The 15,592-nt window shown below is 67.1% G+C and carries 19 protein-coding genes; 6 read left to right on the top strand and 13 right to left on the bottom strand.

What is annotated here, in order from left to right; translation table 11 throughout:
* The first annotated feature begins 259 nt into the window (after positions 1-259).
* Positions 260-1,714: a DUF3360 family protein gene (locus tag GCU53_RS11355; protein ID WP_152387715.1), complete on the top strand. Its 1,455-nt coding sequence runs from the start codon at positions 260-262 to the stop codon at positions 1,712-1,714.
* 119 nt (positions 1,715-1,833) lie between these two features.
* Here GCU53_RS11355 and argB read toward each other — a convergent pair whose 3' ends face one another.
* From argB to coaBC, 4 genes are all read right to left on the bottom strand, one after another.
* Entirely contained in the window at positions 1,834-2,736 is a 903-nt protein-coding gene (gene argB / locus GCU53_RS11350) for an acetylglutamate kinase (RefSeq protein WP_152387714.1), read from the bottom strand.
* Between the two features lie 136 nt (positions 2,737-2,872).
* Positions 2,873-4,270, bottom strand: a complete 1,398-nt coding sequence (gene algC, locus GCU53_RS11345) for a phosphomannomutase/phosphoglucomutase (protein ID WP_208845480.1) — start codon at positions 4,268-4,270, stop codon at positions 2,873-2,875.
* A 176-nt stretch (positions 4,271-4,446) separates the two neighbouring features.
* Entirely contained in the window at positions 4,447-4,902 is a 456-nt protein-coding gene (dut, locus tag GCU53_RS11340) for a dUTP diphosphatase (protein WP_152387712.1), read from the bottom strand.
* Between the two features lie 7 nt (positions 4,903-4,909).
* Positions 4,910-6,118 (bottom strand): bifunctional phosphopantothenoylcysteine decarboxylase/phosphopantothenate--cysteine ligase CoaBC, encoded by a 1,209-nt coding sequence (coaBC, locus tag GCU53_RS11335; protein ID WP_152389864.1) that lies wholly within the window; start codon positions 6,116-6,118, stop codon positions 4,910-4,912.
* A gap of 155 nt (positions 6,119-6,273) precedes the next feature.
* Between coaBC and radC the strand changes: the two genes are divergently transcribed.
* Positions 6,274-6,948: a RadC family protein gene (radC, locus tag GCU53_RS11330; RefSeq protein ID WP_152387711.1), complete on the top strand. Its 675-nt coding sequence runs from the start codon at positions 6,274-6,276 to the stop codon at positions 6,946-6,948.
* A gap of 12 nt (positions 6,949-6,960) precedes the next feature.
* Here the strand turns inward: radC and mtgA are convergent, their stop codons facing one another.
* On the bottom strand, positions 6,961-7,674 hold the full coding sequence (gene mtgA, locus GCU53_RS11325; protein ID WP_208845511.1) for a monofunctional biosynthetic peptidoglycan transglycosylase: 714 nt from the start codon (positions 7,672-7,674) through the stop codon (positions 6,961-6,963).
* A 69-nt stretch (positions 7,675-7,743) separates the two neighbouring features.
* On the opposite strand from mtgA, the gene GCU53_RS11320 reads away from it, so the two are divergent.
* The 4 genes from GCU53_RS11320 to trmB all read left to right on the top strand — a co-directional run bounded on the left by GCU53_RS11320 (position 7,744) and on the right by trmB (position 10,105).
* The gene (locus GCU53_RS11320) at positions 7,744-8,121 is read left to right on the top strand and encodes a DUF423 domain-containing protein (RefSeq protein ID WP_152387709.1); all 378 of its coding nucleotides are present in this window, start codon (positions 7,744-7,746) and stop codon (positions 8,119-8,121) included.
* An 86-nt stretch (positions 8,122-8,207) separates the two neighbouring features.
* Complete coding sequence (thiS, locus tag GCU53_RS11315) at positions 8,208-8,408, top strand: sulfur carrier protein ThiS (protein WP_152387708.1); 201 nt, start codon at positions 8,208-8,210, stop codon at positions 8,406-8,408.
* Between the two features lie 90 nt (positions 8,409-8,498).
* Positions 8,499-9,293, top strand: coding sequence for a thiazole synthase (locus GCU53_RS11310; protein WP_152387707.1), 795 nt, complete (start codon positions 8,499-8,501; stop codon positions 9,291-9,293).
* An 89-nt stretch (positions 9,294-9,382) separates the two neighbouring features.
* The gene (gene trmB, locus GCU53_RS11305; protein ID WP_152387706.1) at positions 9,383-10,105 is read left to right on the top strand and encodes a tRNA (guanosine(46)-N7)-methyltransferase TrmB; all 723 of its coding nucleotides are present in this window, start codon (positions 9,383-9,385) and stop codon (positions 10,103-10,105) included.
* Between the two features lie 113 nt (positions 10,106-10,218).
* Here the strand turns inward: trmB and GCU53_RS11300 are convergent, their stop codons facing one another.
* The 8 genes from GCU53_RS11300 to GCU53_RS11265 all read right to left on the bottom strand — a co-directional run bounded on the left by GCU53_RS11300 (position 10,219) and on the right by GCU53_RS11265 (position 15,589).
* A complete protein-coding gene (locus GCU53_RS11300; protein ID WP_152387705.1) occupies positions 10,219-10,542 on the bottom strand; it encodes a DUF3392 family protein in 324 nt (107 codons plus the stop codon).
* Between the two features lie 74 nt (positions 10,543-10,616).
* The gene (gene hemW / locus GCU53_RS11295; RefSeq protein WP_152387704.1) at positions 10,617-11,813 is read right to left on the bottom strand and encodes a radical SAM family heme chaperone HemW; all 1,197 of its coding nucleotides are present in this window, start codon (positions 11,811-11,813) and stop codon (positions 10,617-10,619) included.
* Positions 11,810-12,406, bottom strand: a complete 597-nt coding sequence (rdgB, locus tag GCU53_RS11290; RefSeq protein WP_152387703.1) for an RdgB/HAM1 family non-canonical purine NTP pyrophosphatase — start codon at positions 12,404-12,406, stop codon at positions 11,810-11,812. The genes hemW and rdgB overlap by 4 nt, the downstream gene beginning before the upstream one ends.
* Entirely contained in the window at positions 12,403-12,822 is a 420-nt protein-coding gene (locus GCU53_RS11285) for a DUF4426 domain-containing protein (RefSeq protein ID WP_152387702.1), read from the bottom strand. Before GCU53_RS11285 ends, rdgB begins: the two co-directional genes overlap by 4 nt.
* A 62-nt stretch (positions 12,823-12,884) precedes the next feature.
* Positions 12,885-13,478, bottom strand: a complete 594-nt coding sequence (gene metW, locus GCU53_RS11280) for a methionine biosynthesis protein MetW (RefSeq protein WP_152387701.1) — start codon at positions 13,476-13,478, stop codon at positions 12,885-12,887.
* 7 nt (positions 13,479-13,485) lie between these two features.
* Entirely contained in the window at positions 13,486-14,625 is a 1,140-nt protein-coding gene (gene metX / locus GCU53_RS11275) for a homoserine O-succinyltransferase MetX (protein WP_152387700.1), read from the bottom strand.
* Positions 14,626-14,696: 71 nt separating this feature from the next.
* Positions 14,697-14,996, bottom strand: coding sequence for a DUF167 domain-containing protein (locus GCU53_RS11270; protein ID WP_152387699.1), 300 nt, complete (start codon positions 14,994-14,996; stop codon positions 14,697-14,699).
* A complete protein-coding gene (locus GCU53_RS11265) occupies positions 14,996-15,589 on the bottom strand; it encodes a YggT family protein (RefSeq protein ID WP_152387698.1) in 594 nt (197 codons plus the stop codon). Before GCU53_RS11265 ends, GCU53_RS11270 begins: the two co-directional genes overlap by 1 nt.
* Positions 15,590-15,592: the final 3 nt, after the last annotated feature.

The following is a 15,592-nucleotide window of genomic DNA, read 5'->3' as shown; positions in this document are numbered from 1 at the left end:
TCGGTTGGCTGATAGTCGGCGCCTGAGGCCCCCGGTACCGCGTTGCTCCCGCTTGCTGTCCCCCGGCGTGATTCGTCACGCCGATCCGCCTCACAGCTTCGACCATCCGAATTTGAATCGACCGATCCGTGGTCGCGCGATGCCGTGTGCGCCCGCGCGGGATGGGTCACTGCCTGAATAACAACAAAAAGATTAGTCGGGTCAAGTTGGCCGTGGCCGGCCTGTCCCGTCATCTAAATTTTCTGGATGGTTAAAAAATATGACTGATTACAATGAGATAAGTTATCGCGATCTACATAGGCCAAAGGAATGCTTCGCGTCGCGATCGGAATACCTGGATCACGAACTGAAGATCATGGCGCCGAAGCGCTGGCGAGTGAACCTGCCGTTCCGCGATTACCGCTTCGAGCTGGAGGACTGGGTTCCGGCGATGGCCGCGACCATCGGCAAGATCGTGATGGTCGCCGCCGTGGCCGGTGCCTTCGCCGCCCCCCTGGGCCTTGGCGATGCCTTCGTGATCGAGAACGTTCGCTATGAGATGCTGATCGTCGCGCTGCTGTTCGTGATCCTCTTCTCCGGCATCCTCAACCCGACGGCCAACCTGGCCGGTACCCATGGCCCCCTGATTCCCCTGATTCCGCTGATCATGGCCGCTGGCGGCCACCCGATGGCCTTCGGCATCATGGTCGGCGTGCTGGGCTTCATGCTGGGGATATTGAAGGGCGGCAGCCTGATGGCGCGTCTGACCAGCGACGGGGTCTGCGGCGGCCTGCTGCTGTATCTCGGCTTCATCGGCATCGTCGGCCAGATCAAGAAGCTGTTCGCCTGGGCCGAAGGTTTCGACATGGCGTACATCGCCTTCGTGGTGGTTTTCGCCACCATTGTGCTGTATGCCTATCTGGAGCACGTCAGGCTGCGCTGGCTGGCCATTCCCCTGGGTTGCGCTTTGGCGGCGGTAATCGCCTTTGCCCTGGGAGCGCCCTTCGAGTTCAAGACCGAGCCGGGCATTCCCAACCTGAATCCGGCCTACTGGTGGGGTGAGACCACCGGCTGGCAGATGGGCCTGCCGAACATGGAACATTTCCTGGCCGTCGCTCCCTTCGCCATCCTCGCCGTGGCCATGTGGTCCCCGGACTTCCTGGGCCACCGGGTCTTCCAGGAGCTGAACTACCCGAAAGGCTCCGACCGGGTGCTGATGAACATCGACGACACCATGTGCGTCGCTGCGGCGCGCCAGATTGTCGGCACCTCCCTGGGTGGTGGCAACCTGGCTTCCTCCTGGGGTACCTACATGGTACCGGCGGCCATCGCCAAGCGGCCGATCCCGGCCGGCGCCATCCTGACCGGTCTGCTCTGCATCGTGGCCGCGATCTGGGGCTACCCGATGGACCTGGCGGTCTGGCCGCCGGTGCTGAGCGTGGCGCTGCTGGTCGGCGTCTACCTGCCGTTGCTGGAAGCCGGCATGCAGATGACCCGCGAGGGCAAGACCTCCCAGTCTGCGGCCGTGGTGATCTTCTCCTCGGCGCTGGTGAACCCGGCCTTCGGCTGGTCGCTGACCATGCTGCTGGACAACCTGGGCCTGATCGGTGACAAGGAACGTGGACAGGCGATGGGCGCCGTGCACCGCTGGATCATCCCGTCCGTCGTGTTCCTGCTGCTGACCGGCATCCTGGCAGCCATCGGCCAGATCCCGGGCATTCCGGCACTGCTGTAAGGCGCCTGCACCGGCCGGGATGGCATCCGGCAAGAAAAAGGGGGAGCTTCGGCTCCCCCTTTTTCGTTCCGCGTCGTCGGCGCAGGCCGGCTCCGCGCGGAGCCGGGCCTTCGCTGTGTTCAGCCCTGGCGGTTGGTGATCAGGGTGCCGACGCCGGTGTCGGTGAAGATCTCCAGCAGCACTGCGTTGGGCACCCGGCCATCGATGATGTGCGCGCTGGTCACGCCGCCCTGGACCGCCTCGAGGGCGCAGCGGATCTTCGGCAGCATGCCGCCGTAGATGGTGCCGTCGGCGATCAGGGCGTCGACCTGCTCGGTGGACAGGCCGGTGAGCACCCGGCCTTCCTTGTCCATCAGGCCGGCGATGTTGGTCAGCAGCATCAGCTTCTCGGCCTTGAGCGCCTCGGCGACCTTGCCGGCGACCAGGTCGGCGTTGATGTTGTAGGAGGCGCCGTCGGCGCCGACGCCGATCGGCGCGATCACCGGAATGAAGTCGCCCTGCACCAGCATGTTCAGCAATCCGGTGTTGACCGACTCGACCTCGCCGACCTGGCCGATGTCGATGATTTCCGGCTGGGTCATTTCCGGAGTCTGGCGGGTGACCTTGAGCTTCTTCGCGCGGATCAGGCCGGCGTCCTTGCCGGTCAGGCCGATGGCGCTGCCGCCGTGGCGGTTGATCAGGTTGACGATGTCCTTGTTCACCTGGCCGCCGAGGACCATTTCCACCACATCCATGGTCTGCGCATCGGTGACGCGCATGCCGTCGACGAAGCGGCTCTCGATGGACAGGCGCTTGAGCAGGTCGCCAATCTGCGGGCCGCCGCCGTGCACCACCACCGGATTGATGCCGACCGCCTTCATCAGCACGATGTCGCGGGCGAAGCCGGTCTTCAGCTCGTCGCTCTCCATGGCGTTGCCGCCGTACTTGATCACCAGGGTCTTGCCGACGAAGCGGCGGATGTAGGGCAGTGCTTCGGAGAGAACCTTGGCGACTTGGGTGGCGGCATCACGGCTGAGGGTCATGCTGAACTCCGCTGAACAGAGACTGGAATGAATGCGTCCGACGCCTTGGCGTCGAAGGAGAATCGGTCGCCGTCCAAATGGCGAAAGGCCGACGCCCGCCTGGCGGCGAGAGTCGGCCTCGGCATGCCGGCCGGATTTAGAACGGCAGCTTCAGATCCGGGACGACATTATAGAGCTGCGCACGGAACACTTCCTGGATGCGTTGCAGCTCCTCGGCGCTTTCGGCCTCGAAGCGCAGCACCAGCACCGGCGTGGTGTTGGAGGCGCGGACCAGGCCCCAGCCCTTCGGATAGTCGACGCGCGCGCCATCGAGGGTGCTCACCTCGGCGTCTGCGCCCCATTGGGCGTCGCGCTGCAGCGCTTCGATGATGGTGAATTTGCTCTCTTCGGTGACCTTGACGTTGATCTCCGGGGTGGAGAGGTCGACCGGGAAGTCGGCGAACACCTGGTCGGCGCTGCGCGAATCCTTGGCGAGGATCTCCAGCAGGCGCGCGGCGCTGTAGATGCCGTCGTCGAAGCCGAACCAGCGCTCCTTGAAGAACACGTGCCCGCTCATCTCGCCGGCGAGCAGGGCGCCGCTTTCCTTCATCTTCTTCTTGATCAGCGAATGGCCGGTCTTCCACATCAGCGGACGGCCGCCGCTGGCCTTGATCAGCGGGGTCAGGCGGCGGGTGCACTTGACGTCGAAGATGATCTCGGCGCCCGGGTTGCGCGAGGCCACATCCTTGGCGAAGAGCATCAGCAGCTGATCGGGATAGATGATGGCGCCGCTGTTGGTCACCACGCCGACGCGGTCGCCGTCGCCGTCGAAGGCCAGGCCGAGGTCGGCCTTCTCGCTGGCGACCTTGGCGATCAGATCTTCCAGGTTCTCCGGCTTGCCCGGATCCGGGTGGTGGTTGGGGAAGTTGCCGTCGACCTCGCAGAACAGCGGGATCACTTCGCAGCCGAGCGCCTCGATCAGGCGCGGGGCGATCACCCCGGCGACGCCGTTGCCGCAGTCGACCACCACCTTCAGCTTGCGGGGCAGGCGGATATCGCCGCGGATCTGCTCGAAGTAGCGCTCCAGCACGTCGACCTGCTCGACGCGGCCTTCGCCGGCGGTCAGGTCGCCGGTCTCGATGCGCTCGCGCAGTACCTGGATCTGCTCGTTGGCCAGGGTATCGCCGGCGACGACGATCTTGAAGCCGTTGTAGTCCGGCGGGTTGTGGCTGCCGGTGAGCTGCACGCCGGACTTGCCGGCGAGGATGTTGGCCGCGTAGTAGAGCACCGGGGTCGGCACCATGCCGATGTCGCTGACGGTGCAGCCGCTGTCGCGCACGCCGCGGATCAGCTGCTCGACCAGTTCCGGGCCGGACAGACGGCCGTCGCGCCCGACCGAGACGTTCGGCTCGCCCTTGGCCAGGCTTTCCGAACCGATGGCGCGACCGATCCAGTAGGCGGCTTCCGGGGTCAGGCTGTCGCCGACCACGCCGCGGATGTCGTAGGCCCGGAAGATGCTGGCGGGCAGGGAGGGGGCTTTCTGGAAGCTGTTCATGCGGGGGTGGGGCTCCGATATTTCCGGACCGGCGGTCCGGGTTACTTCGAGGATGTCCATGTCGAGCATGTCGTTGAATACAGCGGCCTGCGACCGGCTCGGCGAGCAAGAGACCAGTCCGTTAGCGTGCGGTGCCGGCCCGCAGGTTGGATGGTCGGGATGGCGCGGAGTTCCGCTCACTGGCTGCCCGAATGACCGAATCCGCCAGCACCACGCTGGCTCTCGTCGAACGCCTCGACCAACTGGAGGTGCGCCTGCACCACCGGCACCAGCACCAGCTGGGCGATGCGCTCGCCGACCGCGATGCGGAAGGTGCTCTGGCCGCGGTTCCAGCAGGAAACCATGAGTTCGCCCTGGTAATCGGAGTCGATCAGGCCGACCAGGTTGCCGAGGACGATGCCGTGCTTGTGGCCGAGCCCCGAGCGCGGCAGGATCAGCGCGGCCAGGTTCGGATCGCCGATGTGGATGGCCAGTCCAGTGGGAATCAGGGTGGTCTGCCCCGGCTCCAGGGTCAGTTCCTCCTGAAGCATGGCGCGCAGGTCGAGGCCGGCGGAGCCGGCGGTGGCATAGGCCGGCAGCGGATAGTCGCTGCCTAGGCGGGGATCGAGAATCTTGGCTTGAAGGCTGTGCATGAGAGGGTCAGGTCTGGTCGAAGCGGTCGGCGATGAAAGCGATCAGTTGGCGGGCGATCTTGCCCTTGCTCGTCTGGTCGAAGCGGGTTTCCTGCTGGGCGCGGTCGATCACGCTGACTGCGTTTTCCTCGCTGTTGAAGCCGATGCCGGGGTTTGCCACGTCGTTGGCAATGATGAGATCGAGGTTCTTCGCCTTCAGCTTGCGCAGTGCGTACTCCAGCAGGTTTTCGGTCTCGGCGGCGAAGCCGACGCTGAACGGGCGGTCGGGGCGCTGCGCCAGGCTGGCGAGGATGTCCGGATTGCGCACCAGCTGCAGGATCAGGCCGTCGTCGCTGTCCGGGTCTTTCTTCAGTTTTTGCGAAGCGATGGCCTGGGGGCGATAGTCGGCCACCGCCGCGGCGGCGATGAGGAGGTCGCAGGGCATCGCCGCCTCGCAGGTGGCGAGCATGTCGCGGGCGCTGATCACGTCGATGCGCTCGACCCGGTCCGGCGTCGGCAGGTGCACCGGGCCGCTGACCAGGGTGACCCGGGCGCCGGCCTCGGCGGCGGCTTCGGCCAGGGCGAAGCCCATCTTGCCGGAGCTGTGGTTGGTGATGTAGCGCACCGGGTCGATGTCTTCCCGGGTCGGTCCGGCGGTGATCAGCACATGGCGGCCAGTCAGCCGGCCGCTTTCGAAGCAGTCGGCGGCCCGCTGGGCGAGTTCCGCGGGCTCCAGCATGCGTCCCGGGCCGACGTCACCGCAGGCCTGGCTGCCTTCGGCCGGGCCGAACAGGCGCATGCCGCGCCCGATCAGGGTCTGTGCGTTGGCCTGGGTCGCCGGGTCGCGCCACATGGCCTGGTTCATCGCCGGGGCCAGGGTCACCGGCGCGTCGGTGGCCAGCACCAGGGCGGTCAGCAGGTCGTCGGCCACGCCCTGGGCCAGGCGCGCCAGCAGGTCGGCGGTAGCCGGCGCGATCAGCACCAGATCGGCCCACCTGGCCAGCTCGATATGGCCCATCGCCGCCTCGGCGGCCGGATCGAGCAGATCCAGATGCACCGGATGGCCGGACAGGGCCTGGAGGGTCAGGGGGGTGATGAACTCGCGTCCGCCACGGGTCATCACCACATGGACTTCCGCACCCTGGTCGCGCAGGCGGCGGACCAGCTCCGCGCTCTTGTAGGCGGCGATGCCGCCGCCGACGCCCAGGACGATGCGTTTCCGATACAGCCGCTGCATAGGCCTGCCTTGCTTTGTCGTCATGATCGCGTGCCCCGGCTTCCGGGCAGTCGGACTGCCCGAGCGTGCTCCCCATCACGGCCGGGCACAAAATGCCGGCTAAGATAGCACAGCCCTGCACCGGGAACAGCGGGGCGGCTCGACAGGGAGGTGACATGAGCATTCGGGACTGGCCGGCGCCGGAGCGGCCGCGGGAAAAACTGCTGGAACAGGGGGCGCCGGCACTGAGCGATGCCGAGCTGCTGGCGATCTTTCTGCGCACCGGGGTCGCCGGGCAGAGTGCGGTGGACTTGGCCCGTCATCTGCTGAACGACTTCGGCAGCCTGCGTGCCCTGCTCGAGGCCGACCGCGCCTCGTTCAGCCGGCGCCTCGGCCTCGGCCCGGCCAAGTTCGCCCAGTTGCAGGCGGTGCTGGAAATGTCGCGCCGCCATCTGGCCGAGCGCCTGCGCCGCGATCCGGCGCTGGAGAGTCCGCAGGCGGTGCGCGACTACCTGAAGGCGCGTCTGCGCCACGAACCCCACGAGATCTTCGGCTGCCTGTTCCTCGACGCCAAGCACCGGGTGCTGGCCTTCGAGGCGCTGTTCCACGGCACCGTCGACGGCGCCAGCGTCTATCCGCGCCAGGTGGTCAAGCGCGCCCTGGCCCACAACGCCGCCGCGCTGATCCTCACCCACAACCACCCCTCCGGCGTCGCCGAGCCGAGCCAGGCGGACCGCAGCCTGACCCTGCGACTGAAGGAGGCGCTGGCGCTGGTCGACGTGCGGGTGCTCGATCATTTCATCGTTGGCGACGGCGAGCCGCTGTCCATGGCCGAGCACGGCTGGCTGTAGGCCGTCGCGTACTCAGCGGGACGGATGCGGCCCACCGAGACGCTCGAGATAGGCGCTGCCGCCCAGCTGGCGCATCTGCCGGGCGATCCAGTCGGCGCGGCGATTGACGTAGGCGCTCGGCGCGGATGCGCTCCACCGACGCGGATTGGGCAGGACGGCGGCGAGCAGACTGGCCTGGCGGGGCGACAGGGAGGAGGCGCCGATACCGAAATGATGGCGGGCGGCGGCCTCGGCGCCGAACACGCCGTCGCCCCATTCGGCCGTGTTCAGGTAGACCTCGAGAGTCCGCTGCTTGGACCAGCAGAGCTCGATCAGCGCGGTAAACCAGGCCTCGATGCCCTTGCGCAGCCAGCTGCGTCCGGACCAGAGGAACAGGTTCTTCGCCACCTGCTGGCTGAGGGTGCTGGCCCCACGCAGCGTACCCCCCAGCTCGTTGTGCTTCAGGGCGGTGCGGATCGCCGCGAGGTCGAAGCCCCAGTGTTCGGCGAAATGCTGGTCCTCGGCGGCGATCACCGCCATTTTCAGGTCGTTCGGCAATTGCGCCCAGGGGCGCCATTCCCGTTGCAGCTCGATGGGCTGGCCGTCCAGCCAGGATTCCATCTTGCGCTCCACCATCAGCGCGCTGCCCAGTGGCGGCACCCAGCGCAGGCTCAGCACTATCAGGATGGAGCCGGCGGCGAGCCAGAGTGGCAATTGCAGCAAGCGGCGGAGCAGAGAGCGGGGCATGGTCGACTTGGCCGAGGCGGTCGGGCGGGCCATTATAGCGGCCCCGCCTTTTCTGTCCGGAGTTCCTTCATGGCGCGTGTCTTTCTCGTGCTGGCGGCCCTGTTCGGCTTTGCCGGCGTGGCCCTCGGCGCTTTCGGTGCCCATGGTCTGCGCGGTCTGCTGACCCCGGAATACCTCGAGGTGTTCCAGACCGGCGTGCACTACCAGCAGTTCCATGCCCTGGCGCTACTCGGCACCGGCCTGCTCGCCCTGCACCGCCCGGGACGCCTGCTGGCGGCGGCCGGCATCCTCTTCGGCCTGGGTATCCTGATGTTCTCCGGCAGCCTTTACCTGCTCACCCTGGGCGGCTACAAGCTCGGGCTGGTCACGCCATTCGGCGGTCTGGTCTTCCTCCTCGGCTGGCTGTGCCTGGGGGTGGCCGGCTGGCGCCTGGGCACGTCGGCTTGAACGACGGGTAGCCCCCTGCCGCTGCCTTGGTGATCGCCGCGGATCGGGGCTAGAATGCCGAACCTTCCAGACGCAGTGAATCCGTCATGCGCATTCAGTTGAACGGCGAACCCTACGAACTTGCCGATGGCCAGACCGTCGCCGACCTGTTGGCCCGTCTGGATCTGGCCGGCCGGCGCGTCGCGGTCGAGCTCAATCTCGATATCGTGCCCCGCAGCCTGCACGCCGCTACCGCCTTGCGCGAGGGCGACCGGGTAGAGGTGGTGCATGCCATTGGTGGTGGTTAGCAGGTCGTTGAAGCACCTTCGCGCCCGGCCCGACCGCGGGACGGCGCTCCGGCACCACCCTTTCAACCGCCTGCTCAGGAGGAAATCCCCATGAGTCCCGCTCGCAACGACAAGCCCTTTACCCTGGCCGGCCGCACCTACACCTCGCGCCTGCTGGTCGGCACCGGCAAGTACAAGGATCTCGAGGAGACCCGCCAGGCCATCGAGGCCTCCGGCGCCGAGATCGTCACCGTCGCAGTGCGCCGCACCAACATCGGCCAGAACCCCGGCGAGCCGAACCTGCTCGACGTGATCAGCCCGGCGCGCTACACCATCCTGCCGAACACCGCCGGCTGCTACAGCGCCGAGGAGGCGGTGCGCACCTGCCGCCTGGCCCGCGAGCTGCTCGACGGTCACAAGCTGGTCAAGCTGGAGGTGCTGGCCGACCAGAAGACCCTGTTCCCCAATGTGATCGAGACCCTCAAGGCCGCCGAAGTGCTGGTCAAGGACGGTTTCGACGTGATGGTCTACACCAGCGACGACCCGATCATCGCCCGCCAGCTGGCGGAAATGGGCTGCATCGCGGTGATGCCGCTGGCCGGCCTGATCGGCACCGGTCTCGGCATCTGCAATCCCTACAACCTGCGGATCATCCTCGAGGAGGCGACGGTACCGGTGCTGGTGGATGCCGGCGTGGGCACCGCCTCGGACGCGACCATCGCCATGGAGCTGGGCTGCGAGGCGGTGCTGATGAACAGCGCCATCGCCCACGCCCAGGACCCGGTGCTGATGGCCCGGGCGATGAAGCACGCGATCGAGGCCGGGCGCCTGGCCTATCTGGCCGGACGCATGCCGAAGAAGCTCTATGCCAGCGCCTCGTCGCCGCTGGAAGGCTTGATCCGTTAATTTGCCGGGCGGCGCCCGGCGTCGCCCGCGTTCAGCGAAGCGAGTCCTGCCCGCAAGGGCAGGGCTCGTTTGTCTTTTCAGGAAGCGTTATGACCGACGAAATCCAACAAGCGCCGCAAACCGCCGACGAAGCGCCGCGCCTGCGCACCATCAAGAGTTTCGTGATGCGCGCCGGGCGCATGACGGAAGGCCAGCAGCGCGGCCTCGAACAGGGCTGGCCGAAATTTGGCCTGTCCCTGGAGGATGGCCTGCGCGACTTCGACCAGGTGTTCGGACGCCATGCGCCACGCACCTTCGAGATCGGCTTCGGCATGGGCCATTCCACCCTGGAGATGGCGGCAAGTGCGCCGGAGCAGGACTTCATCGGCGTCGAGGTGCACAAGCCCGGTGTCGGCGCCCTGCTCAACGGCGCCCTGGCGCAGAACCTGACCAACCTGCGCGTCTACAGCTGCGATGCGCTGGACGTGCTGCGCCAGTGCGTGGCCGACGCCAGCCTGGACCGCGTGCTGCTGTTCTTTCCCGACCCGTGGCACAAGAGCCGCCATCACAAGCGGCGCATCGTCCAGCCGGCGTTCGCCGAGCTGGTGCGGCAGAAACTGAAGGTCGGTGGCGTGCTGCACATGGCCACCGACTGGCAGCCCTATGCCGAGCACATGCTGGAAGTGATGAATGCCGCGCCCGGCTACCGCAACCTGGCCGAGGACCGCGCCTACGTGCCGCGCCCCGAGGAGCGCCCGGTGACCAAGTTCGAGCGCCGCGGCGAGCGCCTCGGGCACGGAGTGTGGGATCTGAAGTTCCAGCGCGTCGATTGAGCCGGACGTGGCGTAGGGTGGAAAAAGGCCGCAGGCCTTTTCCACCTTCCTCGATACTCTCATGGTGGAAAAGTACTGCGCGCGTTTTCCGGCCTATCACCATGGCGCAGTGTTCAGCGCCTTGCGGCGATCCCCCCGATGCAGACAAAGACCAGGATCAGTGCCGGCGCCAGCAGATGGTTGTTCAGTTGCGCCAATCCCTTGGCCAGCCAGGGCGTGGCGTGGACGATCAGCATGCCGTAGCCCAGGGTGCAGAGCGCCACGAACAGCAGAGTACGGAACATGAAGTTCAGGCCGCCGACCCGATGCTGCAGCCAGGCGTTGAGCCGTGGACCGAACAGCACCAACAGGGCGGCGACCAGGGCCAGGGCGATCTCGTCGAGGTGGCCGCGGCACCAGCGCGAGAGGGTGACGAGGAAGTCGAGCAGCAGGTCCATGGGCTCTCCTTGGCAGCGGACGGAGCGCCGAGTCTAACCGCTGCCGCGTGGCAGGCCTGCGATTCCGGACAGGCTTATGGCAGGAAGTGCTGCAGCAGGTCGTTGAGAAACAGCTGGCCGCGGGCGGTCGCTCGCAAGACGCGCGGATCCATTTCCAGAAGGCCAGCGTCACGGGCGGCGGCGCAGGGGGCGGCAATGCTGGCAAGCGGCAAGTCCGTGCGCGCGCTGAAGAGCTCCACCGGCACGCCCTCGGTCAGACGCAGGGCGTTCATCATGAACTCGAACGGCAGCTCGTCGGGCTCCAGCAGGCGCTCTCCGGCCTGGAAGCGCTTGTCTGGAGCCAGGTAATCCTTGGGCAGGCGGGTCTTCCAGATGCGGCGAATGCGTGCATCCGGATCGCTGAGTTTGGCATGGGCGCCAGCGCCAATGCCGAGGAAGTCGCCGAAGGTCCAGTAGTTGAGGTTGTGCCGCGCGCGCCGGCCGTCCCGGGCATAGGCCGAGGTTTCGTACTGGACGAAGCCTTCGGCGGCCAGCAGCGCCTGGCCAGCCTCCTGGATGTCCCAGAGCAGGTCGTCCTCGGGAATCTCCGGCGGCTGGCTCCAGAACAGGGTGTTCGGCTCCAGGGTCAGTTGGTACCAGGACAGGTGCGTCGGCCCCAGGGCGAGGGCCTGGCGCAGGTCGGCCAGCGCGCCGGCCACGTCCTGGCCCGGCAAGCCATGCATCAGGTCGAGGTTGAAGTTATCGAAGCCGGCGCGCCGCGCCATCTCGGCGGCGCGGATCGCCTCGAGGCCGTCGTGGATGCGGCCCAGGGCCTGGAGCTGCGCGGTCTGGAAGCTCTGCACGCCGATCGACAGGCGATTGATGCCGAGGCGGCGGTAGTCGGCGAACTTGGCCTGCTCGAAGGTGCCGGGATTGGCCTCGAGGGTGATCTCGATATCGCGGGCGAACGTCAGGCGTTGATTGACGCCCTGCAGCAGGCGGTCGAGGGCGCGCGCCGAGAACAGGCTGGGCGTGCCGCCGCCGAGGAAGATCGACACCAGCTCGCGGCCGTGGACGGCCGGCAGGTCGGCCTCGAGGTCGGCGAGCAGGGCGTCGACGTAGGCGTCCTCCGGCAGTTCGGCGCCAGCGGCGTGGGAGTTGAAGTCGCAGTACGGGCACTTGCGCACGCACCACGGAATGTGGACGTACAGCGCCAGGGGCGGCAGCTGGAATCCGCTTTTCCTCTCCCCGCCCTCCGGGAGAGGAGCGGGGGGAGAGGGCTGGTGGCTCATGCCAGCCCCAGCCGCTGCTTGAGCTGCGCCATGGCGCGGGCGCGGTGGCTCAGGCGGTTCTTCTCCGCCGGTGCCAGCTCGGCGCTGGCGCAATCGCATTCCGGCACCCAGAACAGCGGATCGTAGCCGAAGCCCTGCGCACCGCGCGGGGCGTGCAGGATGCGCCCGTGCCAGAGGCCCTCGCAGAGGATCGGCAGCGGGTCCTCGGCATGCCGCACCAGGGCCAGGGCGCAGACGAACTGGGCGCCGCGCTCGGCGTCCGGCACGTCGCGGAGCGCTTCCAGCAGCTTGGCGTTGTTGGCCGCATCGCCGCCCCCGCCGGCATAGCGCGCCGAATAGATGCCCGGCGCGCCGCCCAGGGCGTCGACCGCCAGGCCCGAGTCGTCGGCCAGCGCCGGCAGGCCGGAGACGCGGGCGGCGTGGCGGGCCTTGAGGATGGCGTTCTCGACGAAGGACAGGCCGGTTTCCACCGGCTCGACGTCGCTGAATTCGCCGACCGAGCACACCTGGACGGCATCGCCCAGGAGGGCCTGGAGTTCCTTGAGCTTGCCAGCGTTATGGCTGGCCAGTACCAGTTGGGAGAGAGTCATCATTCGTCGGGGAAGAATTCCTGGGCGAACTCGAAGCTGTTGAGGGGACCGCCGCCACTCTGGACGTCGACCTTGAAGTGCAGGGTCTCCTTCTCGAAGGGAAACTGCGACAGGTAGTAGATGGCCTCGCCCTCGCGGACTTCGCGGAAGCTCAGCGAGCGGCTCTGCCCGAGGAGGTTGCGTACCTGGGCCTTGACCGTCGCGGGCTGGGCCTTGCCGTCCTTGAGCACGGAGACGTTGAGCACACCCTGGGTGCGGCCGCGGACGATGCCGGCGGCACTGGCGATCTCCGGCTGCAGGAAGCTGGAATTGAAGGCGCTGTAATGCACATCGACGTCGGCGAACTTCTGCAGGCGCTCGGCGGCGACAGCCGGCAGCGACAGACAGAGGGCGAGCAGGAACAGGACTGGGCGACGCATGACGATCTCCTTACCGGAAGAGCTCGGGGCGAGGGCACTGGGCCGTGTCGCCGCGGCGGCGGTCAGCGGCGGCTGACATGGTAGATGCCGATTTCACCTAACAGATTAGGCCACAGGCGGCTGGCCCAGCCATGTCGGTGTTCGCGGTCCACGGCCAGGCGCTGCAGCACCCGTACCTGGCGCTCCCGGCACAGCGCCTCGAAGTCCTTGAAAGTGCAGAAGTGGATGTTCGGCGTGTTGTACCAGGTGTACGGCAGGAACTCGGAAACCGGCATCCGTCCCTTGCTCGCCAGGTACCAGCGGCAGCGCCAGTGGCCGAAGTTGGGGAAGGTGATGATGCAGGTACGGCCGACCCGCAGCATCTCTTCGAGAATGCGGTCCGGGTAGTGCACGGCCTGCAGCGCCTGGGTCATCACCACCACGTCGAAGCTGTTGGCGGCGAAGTTGCCGAGACCCTTGTCCAGGTCCTGCTCGATCACGTTGACGCCCTTGTCGAGGCAGGCGGCGATGTTCTGCGGGTCGATCTCCAGGCCGTAGCCGCTGACCTCTTTGTGCTCGCGCAGCCGGGCCAGCAGCTCGCCGTCGCCGCAGCCGAGGTCGAGCACCCGGCTGCCGGCGGGAATCCACTCTTGGATGATGTCCAGATCGGCTCTCATGGGCGTGTCATACCGCGATTCGGTTCATGTAGCTGCGGAACCCTTGCAGATAGCGGGGAATCGGCATCAGGAAGGCATCGTGGCCCTGCGGCGCGTCGATTTCCAGGTAGCTGACGTTCTTGCCGGCGGCGATCAGCGCATCGGCGATCTCCCGTGAGCGGGCCGGCGAGAAGCGCCAGTCGGTGGTGAAGGACATCAGGCAGAAGTCGGCCCGGGCCACCGCCAGGGTTTTCGCCAGATCGTCGCCGTGCGCGGCGGCAGGGTCGAAGTAGTCCAGCGCCTTGGTCATCAGCAGGTAGGTGTTGGCGTCGAAGCGCCCGGAGAACTCCTCGCCCTGATAGCGCAGGTAGCTCTCCACCTGGAACTCGACGCTGTGGAAGTCGTAGTTGAGCTGGTCGGTCTTCAGCTCGCGGCCGAATTTCTCGCCCATGGCGTCGTCCGACAGGTAGGTGATGTGGCCGACCATGCGCGCCAGCATCAGACCGCGCTTGGGGATCACCCCATGCTCCTGGAAATGGCCGCCGTGGAAGTCCGGATCGGAGAGAATCGCCTGGCGCGCCACCTCGTTGAAGGCGATGTTCTGCGCCGACAGCTTGGGCGCCGTGGCGATCGCCAGGCAATGGCGCACCCGCTCGGGATAGCTGATGGTCCACTGCAGCGCCTGCATGCCGCCGAGGCTGCCGCCGACCACCGCGGCCCACTGCTGGATGCCCAGGGCGTCGGCCAGGCGCGCCTGACTGTGTACCCAGTCCTCCACCGTCACCACCGGGAAGTCCGCGCCGTAGGGCCGGGCAGTCGCCGGGTTGAGGCTGCCGGGACCGGTGGAGCCGTTGCAGCCGCCGAGGTTGTTCAGGCTGACGACGAAGAAGCGGCGGGTATCGATGGGCTTGCCGGGGCCGATGCTGCTGTCCCACCAGCCGGGCTTGCGATCCTCGGGGCTGTGGTAGCCGGCGGCATGATGATGGCCGGACAGGGCGTGACAAATCAGCACCGCATTGCTGCGCGCCGCGTTGAGTTCGCCGTAGGTTTCATAGACCAGTTCGTAATCGCTCAGGCTGCGTCCGCAGGCGAGCGTCAGCGGTTCGCTGAAGTGCAGCATCTGCGGGCGAACCAGACCGACAGAATCTTCGGGAAAAGCCAATCGCAGGCCCCTGCTCTCGCAAAAAAGAACGCCAGTCTAAAGAGCGCCGACAGCGGCGGCAAGCACGCGGCGGCCGGTCAACTGCCCGGCCGCGGGGAGAGGCCGGGCAGCGCGGGAAGCTGGCGGGGCTGGCGGATGCGCACCCGCTTCTGGCGGTTCAACTCGCCGCTTTCCAGGCTCACCTGGTTCTTCGGCACGCCGAAGGCGCCGGCGAGGAAGGCCAGCAGGTGGGCGTTGGCCTTGCCCTCGACCGGCGGGGCAGTGAGGCGGATCTTCAGGCGGTCGCCATGCAGCCCGGCGAATTCGTCCTTGCTCGCCTTGGGCTGCAGGTGGCAGGCGAGGATCAGGTCCTCGCCGTCCCAACGGTACCAGCTCATCAGAGGAAGGGGCTGAGTGCCCGCGGCATGCCGCTCATGGCGGCGAGGTTGTTGATCACCAGCATGTCGATCAGGTTCAGCGCGATGAACGCGAAGATCGGCGAGATGTCCAGCCCGCCGAGATTCGGCAGGACGCGGCGGATCGGCGACAGCAGGGGCTCGCAGATCTGGTTGACCAGCTGCGCGGCCGGGTTGTAGCTGCCGGGGGCGACCCAGGAGAGGATCACGCTGACGATCAGGGCGAAGAAGAACACCTTGAGGAACAGCGAGGTGACGCCGATCGCCGACCAGACCAGCAGCGGCAGCAGATAGCCGCCGACACCGTAGCCCATCAGCAGCAGGACGCCGATCATCAGCGCCAGCTGGACCAGGATGGCCAGCGCCAGGGAGGCGAAGTCCAGCCCGCCGAAGCCGGGAATGACCCGCCGCAGCGGCTTGAGCAAGGGCTGGGTGGCCTTGACCACGAACTGGCTGAGGGGGTTGTAGAAGTCGGCGCGCACCAACTGGAGGATGAAGCGCAGCAGGACGACCAGCAGATAGAGGCTGCCGAGGGTCTGCACGAGGTAGATGACTGCAGTGTTCATTCCATTCATCGG

It is taken from the genome of Azotobacter salinestris (assembly GCF_009363155.1).
GTDB lineage: Bacteria > Pseudomonadota > Gammaproteobacteria > Pseudomonadales > Pseudomonadaceae > Azotobacter > Azotobacter salinestris.
This window is presented reverse-complemented; position numbering and strand designations above follow the sequence as displayed.

What these genes read in the sequence shown, in the direction of transcription:
- GCU53_RS11265 (WP_152387698.1), bottom strand. Translation starts at nt 15,589, where the DNA reads ATGAATGGAATGAACACTGCAGTCATCTACCTCGTGCAGACCCTCGGC.
- rdgB (WP_152387703.1), bottom strand. Translation starts at nt 12,406, where the DNA reads ATGATGACTCTCTCCCAACTGGTACTGGCCAGCCATAACGCTGGCAAG.
- radC (WP_152387711.1), top strand. Translation starts at nt 6,274, where the DNA reads ATGAGCATTCGGGACTGGCCGGCGCCGGAGCGGCCGCGGGAAAAACTG.
- algC (WP_208845480.1), bottom strand. Translation starts at nt 4,270, where the DNA reads ATGAACAGCTTCCAGAAAGCCCCCTCCCTGCCCGCCAGCATCTTCCGG.
- argB (WP_152387714.1), bottom strand. Translation starts at nt 2,736, where the DNA reads ATGACCCTCAGCCGTGATGCCGCCACCCAAGTCGCCAAGGTTCTCTCC.
- dut (WP_152387712.1), bottom strand. Translation starts at nt 4,902, where the DNA reads ATGCACAGCCTTCAAGCCAAGATTCTCGATCCCCGCCTAGGCAGCGAC.
- GCU53_RS11355 (WP_152387715.1), top strand. Translation starts at nt 260, where the DNA reads ATGACTGATTACAATGAGATAAGTTATCGCGATCTACATAGGCCAAAG.
- GCU53_RS11270 (WP_152387699.1), bottom strand. Translation starts at nt 14,996, where the DNA reads ATGAGCTGGTACCGTTGGGACGGCGAGGACCTGATCCTCGCCTGCCAC.
- GCU53_RS11320 (WP_152387709.1), top strand. Translation starts at nt 7,744, where the DNA reads ATGGCGCGTGTCTTTCTCGTGCTGGCGGCCCTGTTCGGCTTTGCCGGC.
- GCU53_RS11285 (WP_152387702.1), bottom strand. Translation starts at nt 12,822, where the DNA reads ATGCGTCGCCCAGTCCTGTTCCTGCTCGCCCTCTGTCTGTCGCTGCCG.
- mtgA (WP_208845511.1), bottom strand. Translation starts at nt 7,674, where the DNA reads ATGCCCCGCTCTCTGCTCCGCCGCTTGCTGCAATTGCCACTCTGGCTC.
- GCU53_RS11310 (WP_152387707.1), top strand. Translation starts at nt 8,499, where the DNA reads ATGAGTCCCGCTCGCAACGACAAGCCCTTTACCCTGGCCGGCCGCACC.
- coaBC (WP_152389864.1), bottom strand. Translation starts at nt 6,118, where the DNA reads ATGCAGCGGCTGTATCGGAAACGCATCGTCCTGGGCGTCGGCGGCGGC.
- GCU53_RS11300 (WP_152387705.1), bottom strand. Translation starts at nt 10,542, where the DNA reads ATGGACCTGCTGCTCGACTTCCTCGTCACCCTCTCGCGCTGGTGCCGC.
- hemW (WP_152387704.1), bottom strand. Translation starts at nt 11,813, where the DNA reads ATGAGCCACCAGCCCTCTCCCCCCGCTCCTCTCCCGGAGGGCGGGGAG.
- metW (WP_152387701.1), bottom strand. Translation starts at nt 13,478, where the DNA reads ATGAGAGCCGATCTGGACATCATCCAAGAGTGGATTCCCGCCGGCAGC.
- trmB (WP_152387706.1), top strand. Translation starts at nt 9,383, where the DNA reads ATGACCGACGAAATCCAACAAGCGCCGCAAACCGCCGACGAAGCGCCG.
- thiS (WP_152387708.1), top strand. Translation starts at nt 8,208, where the DNA reads ATGCGCATTCAGTTGAACGGCGAACCCTACGAACTTGCCGATGGCCAG.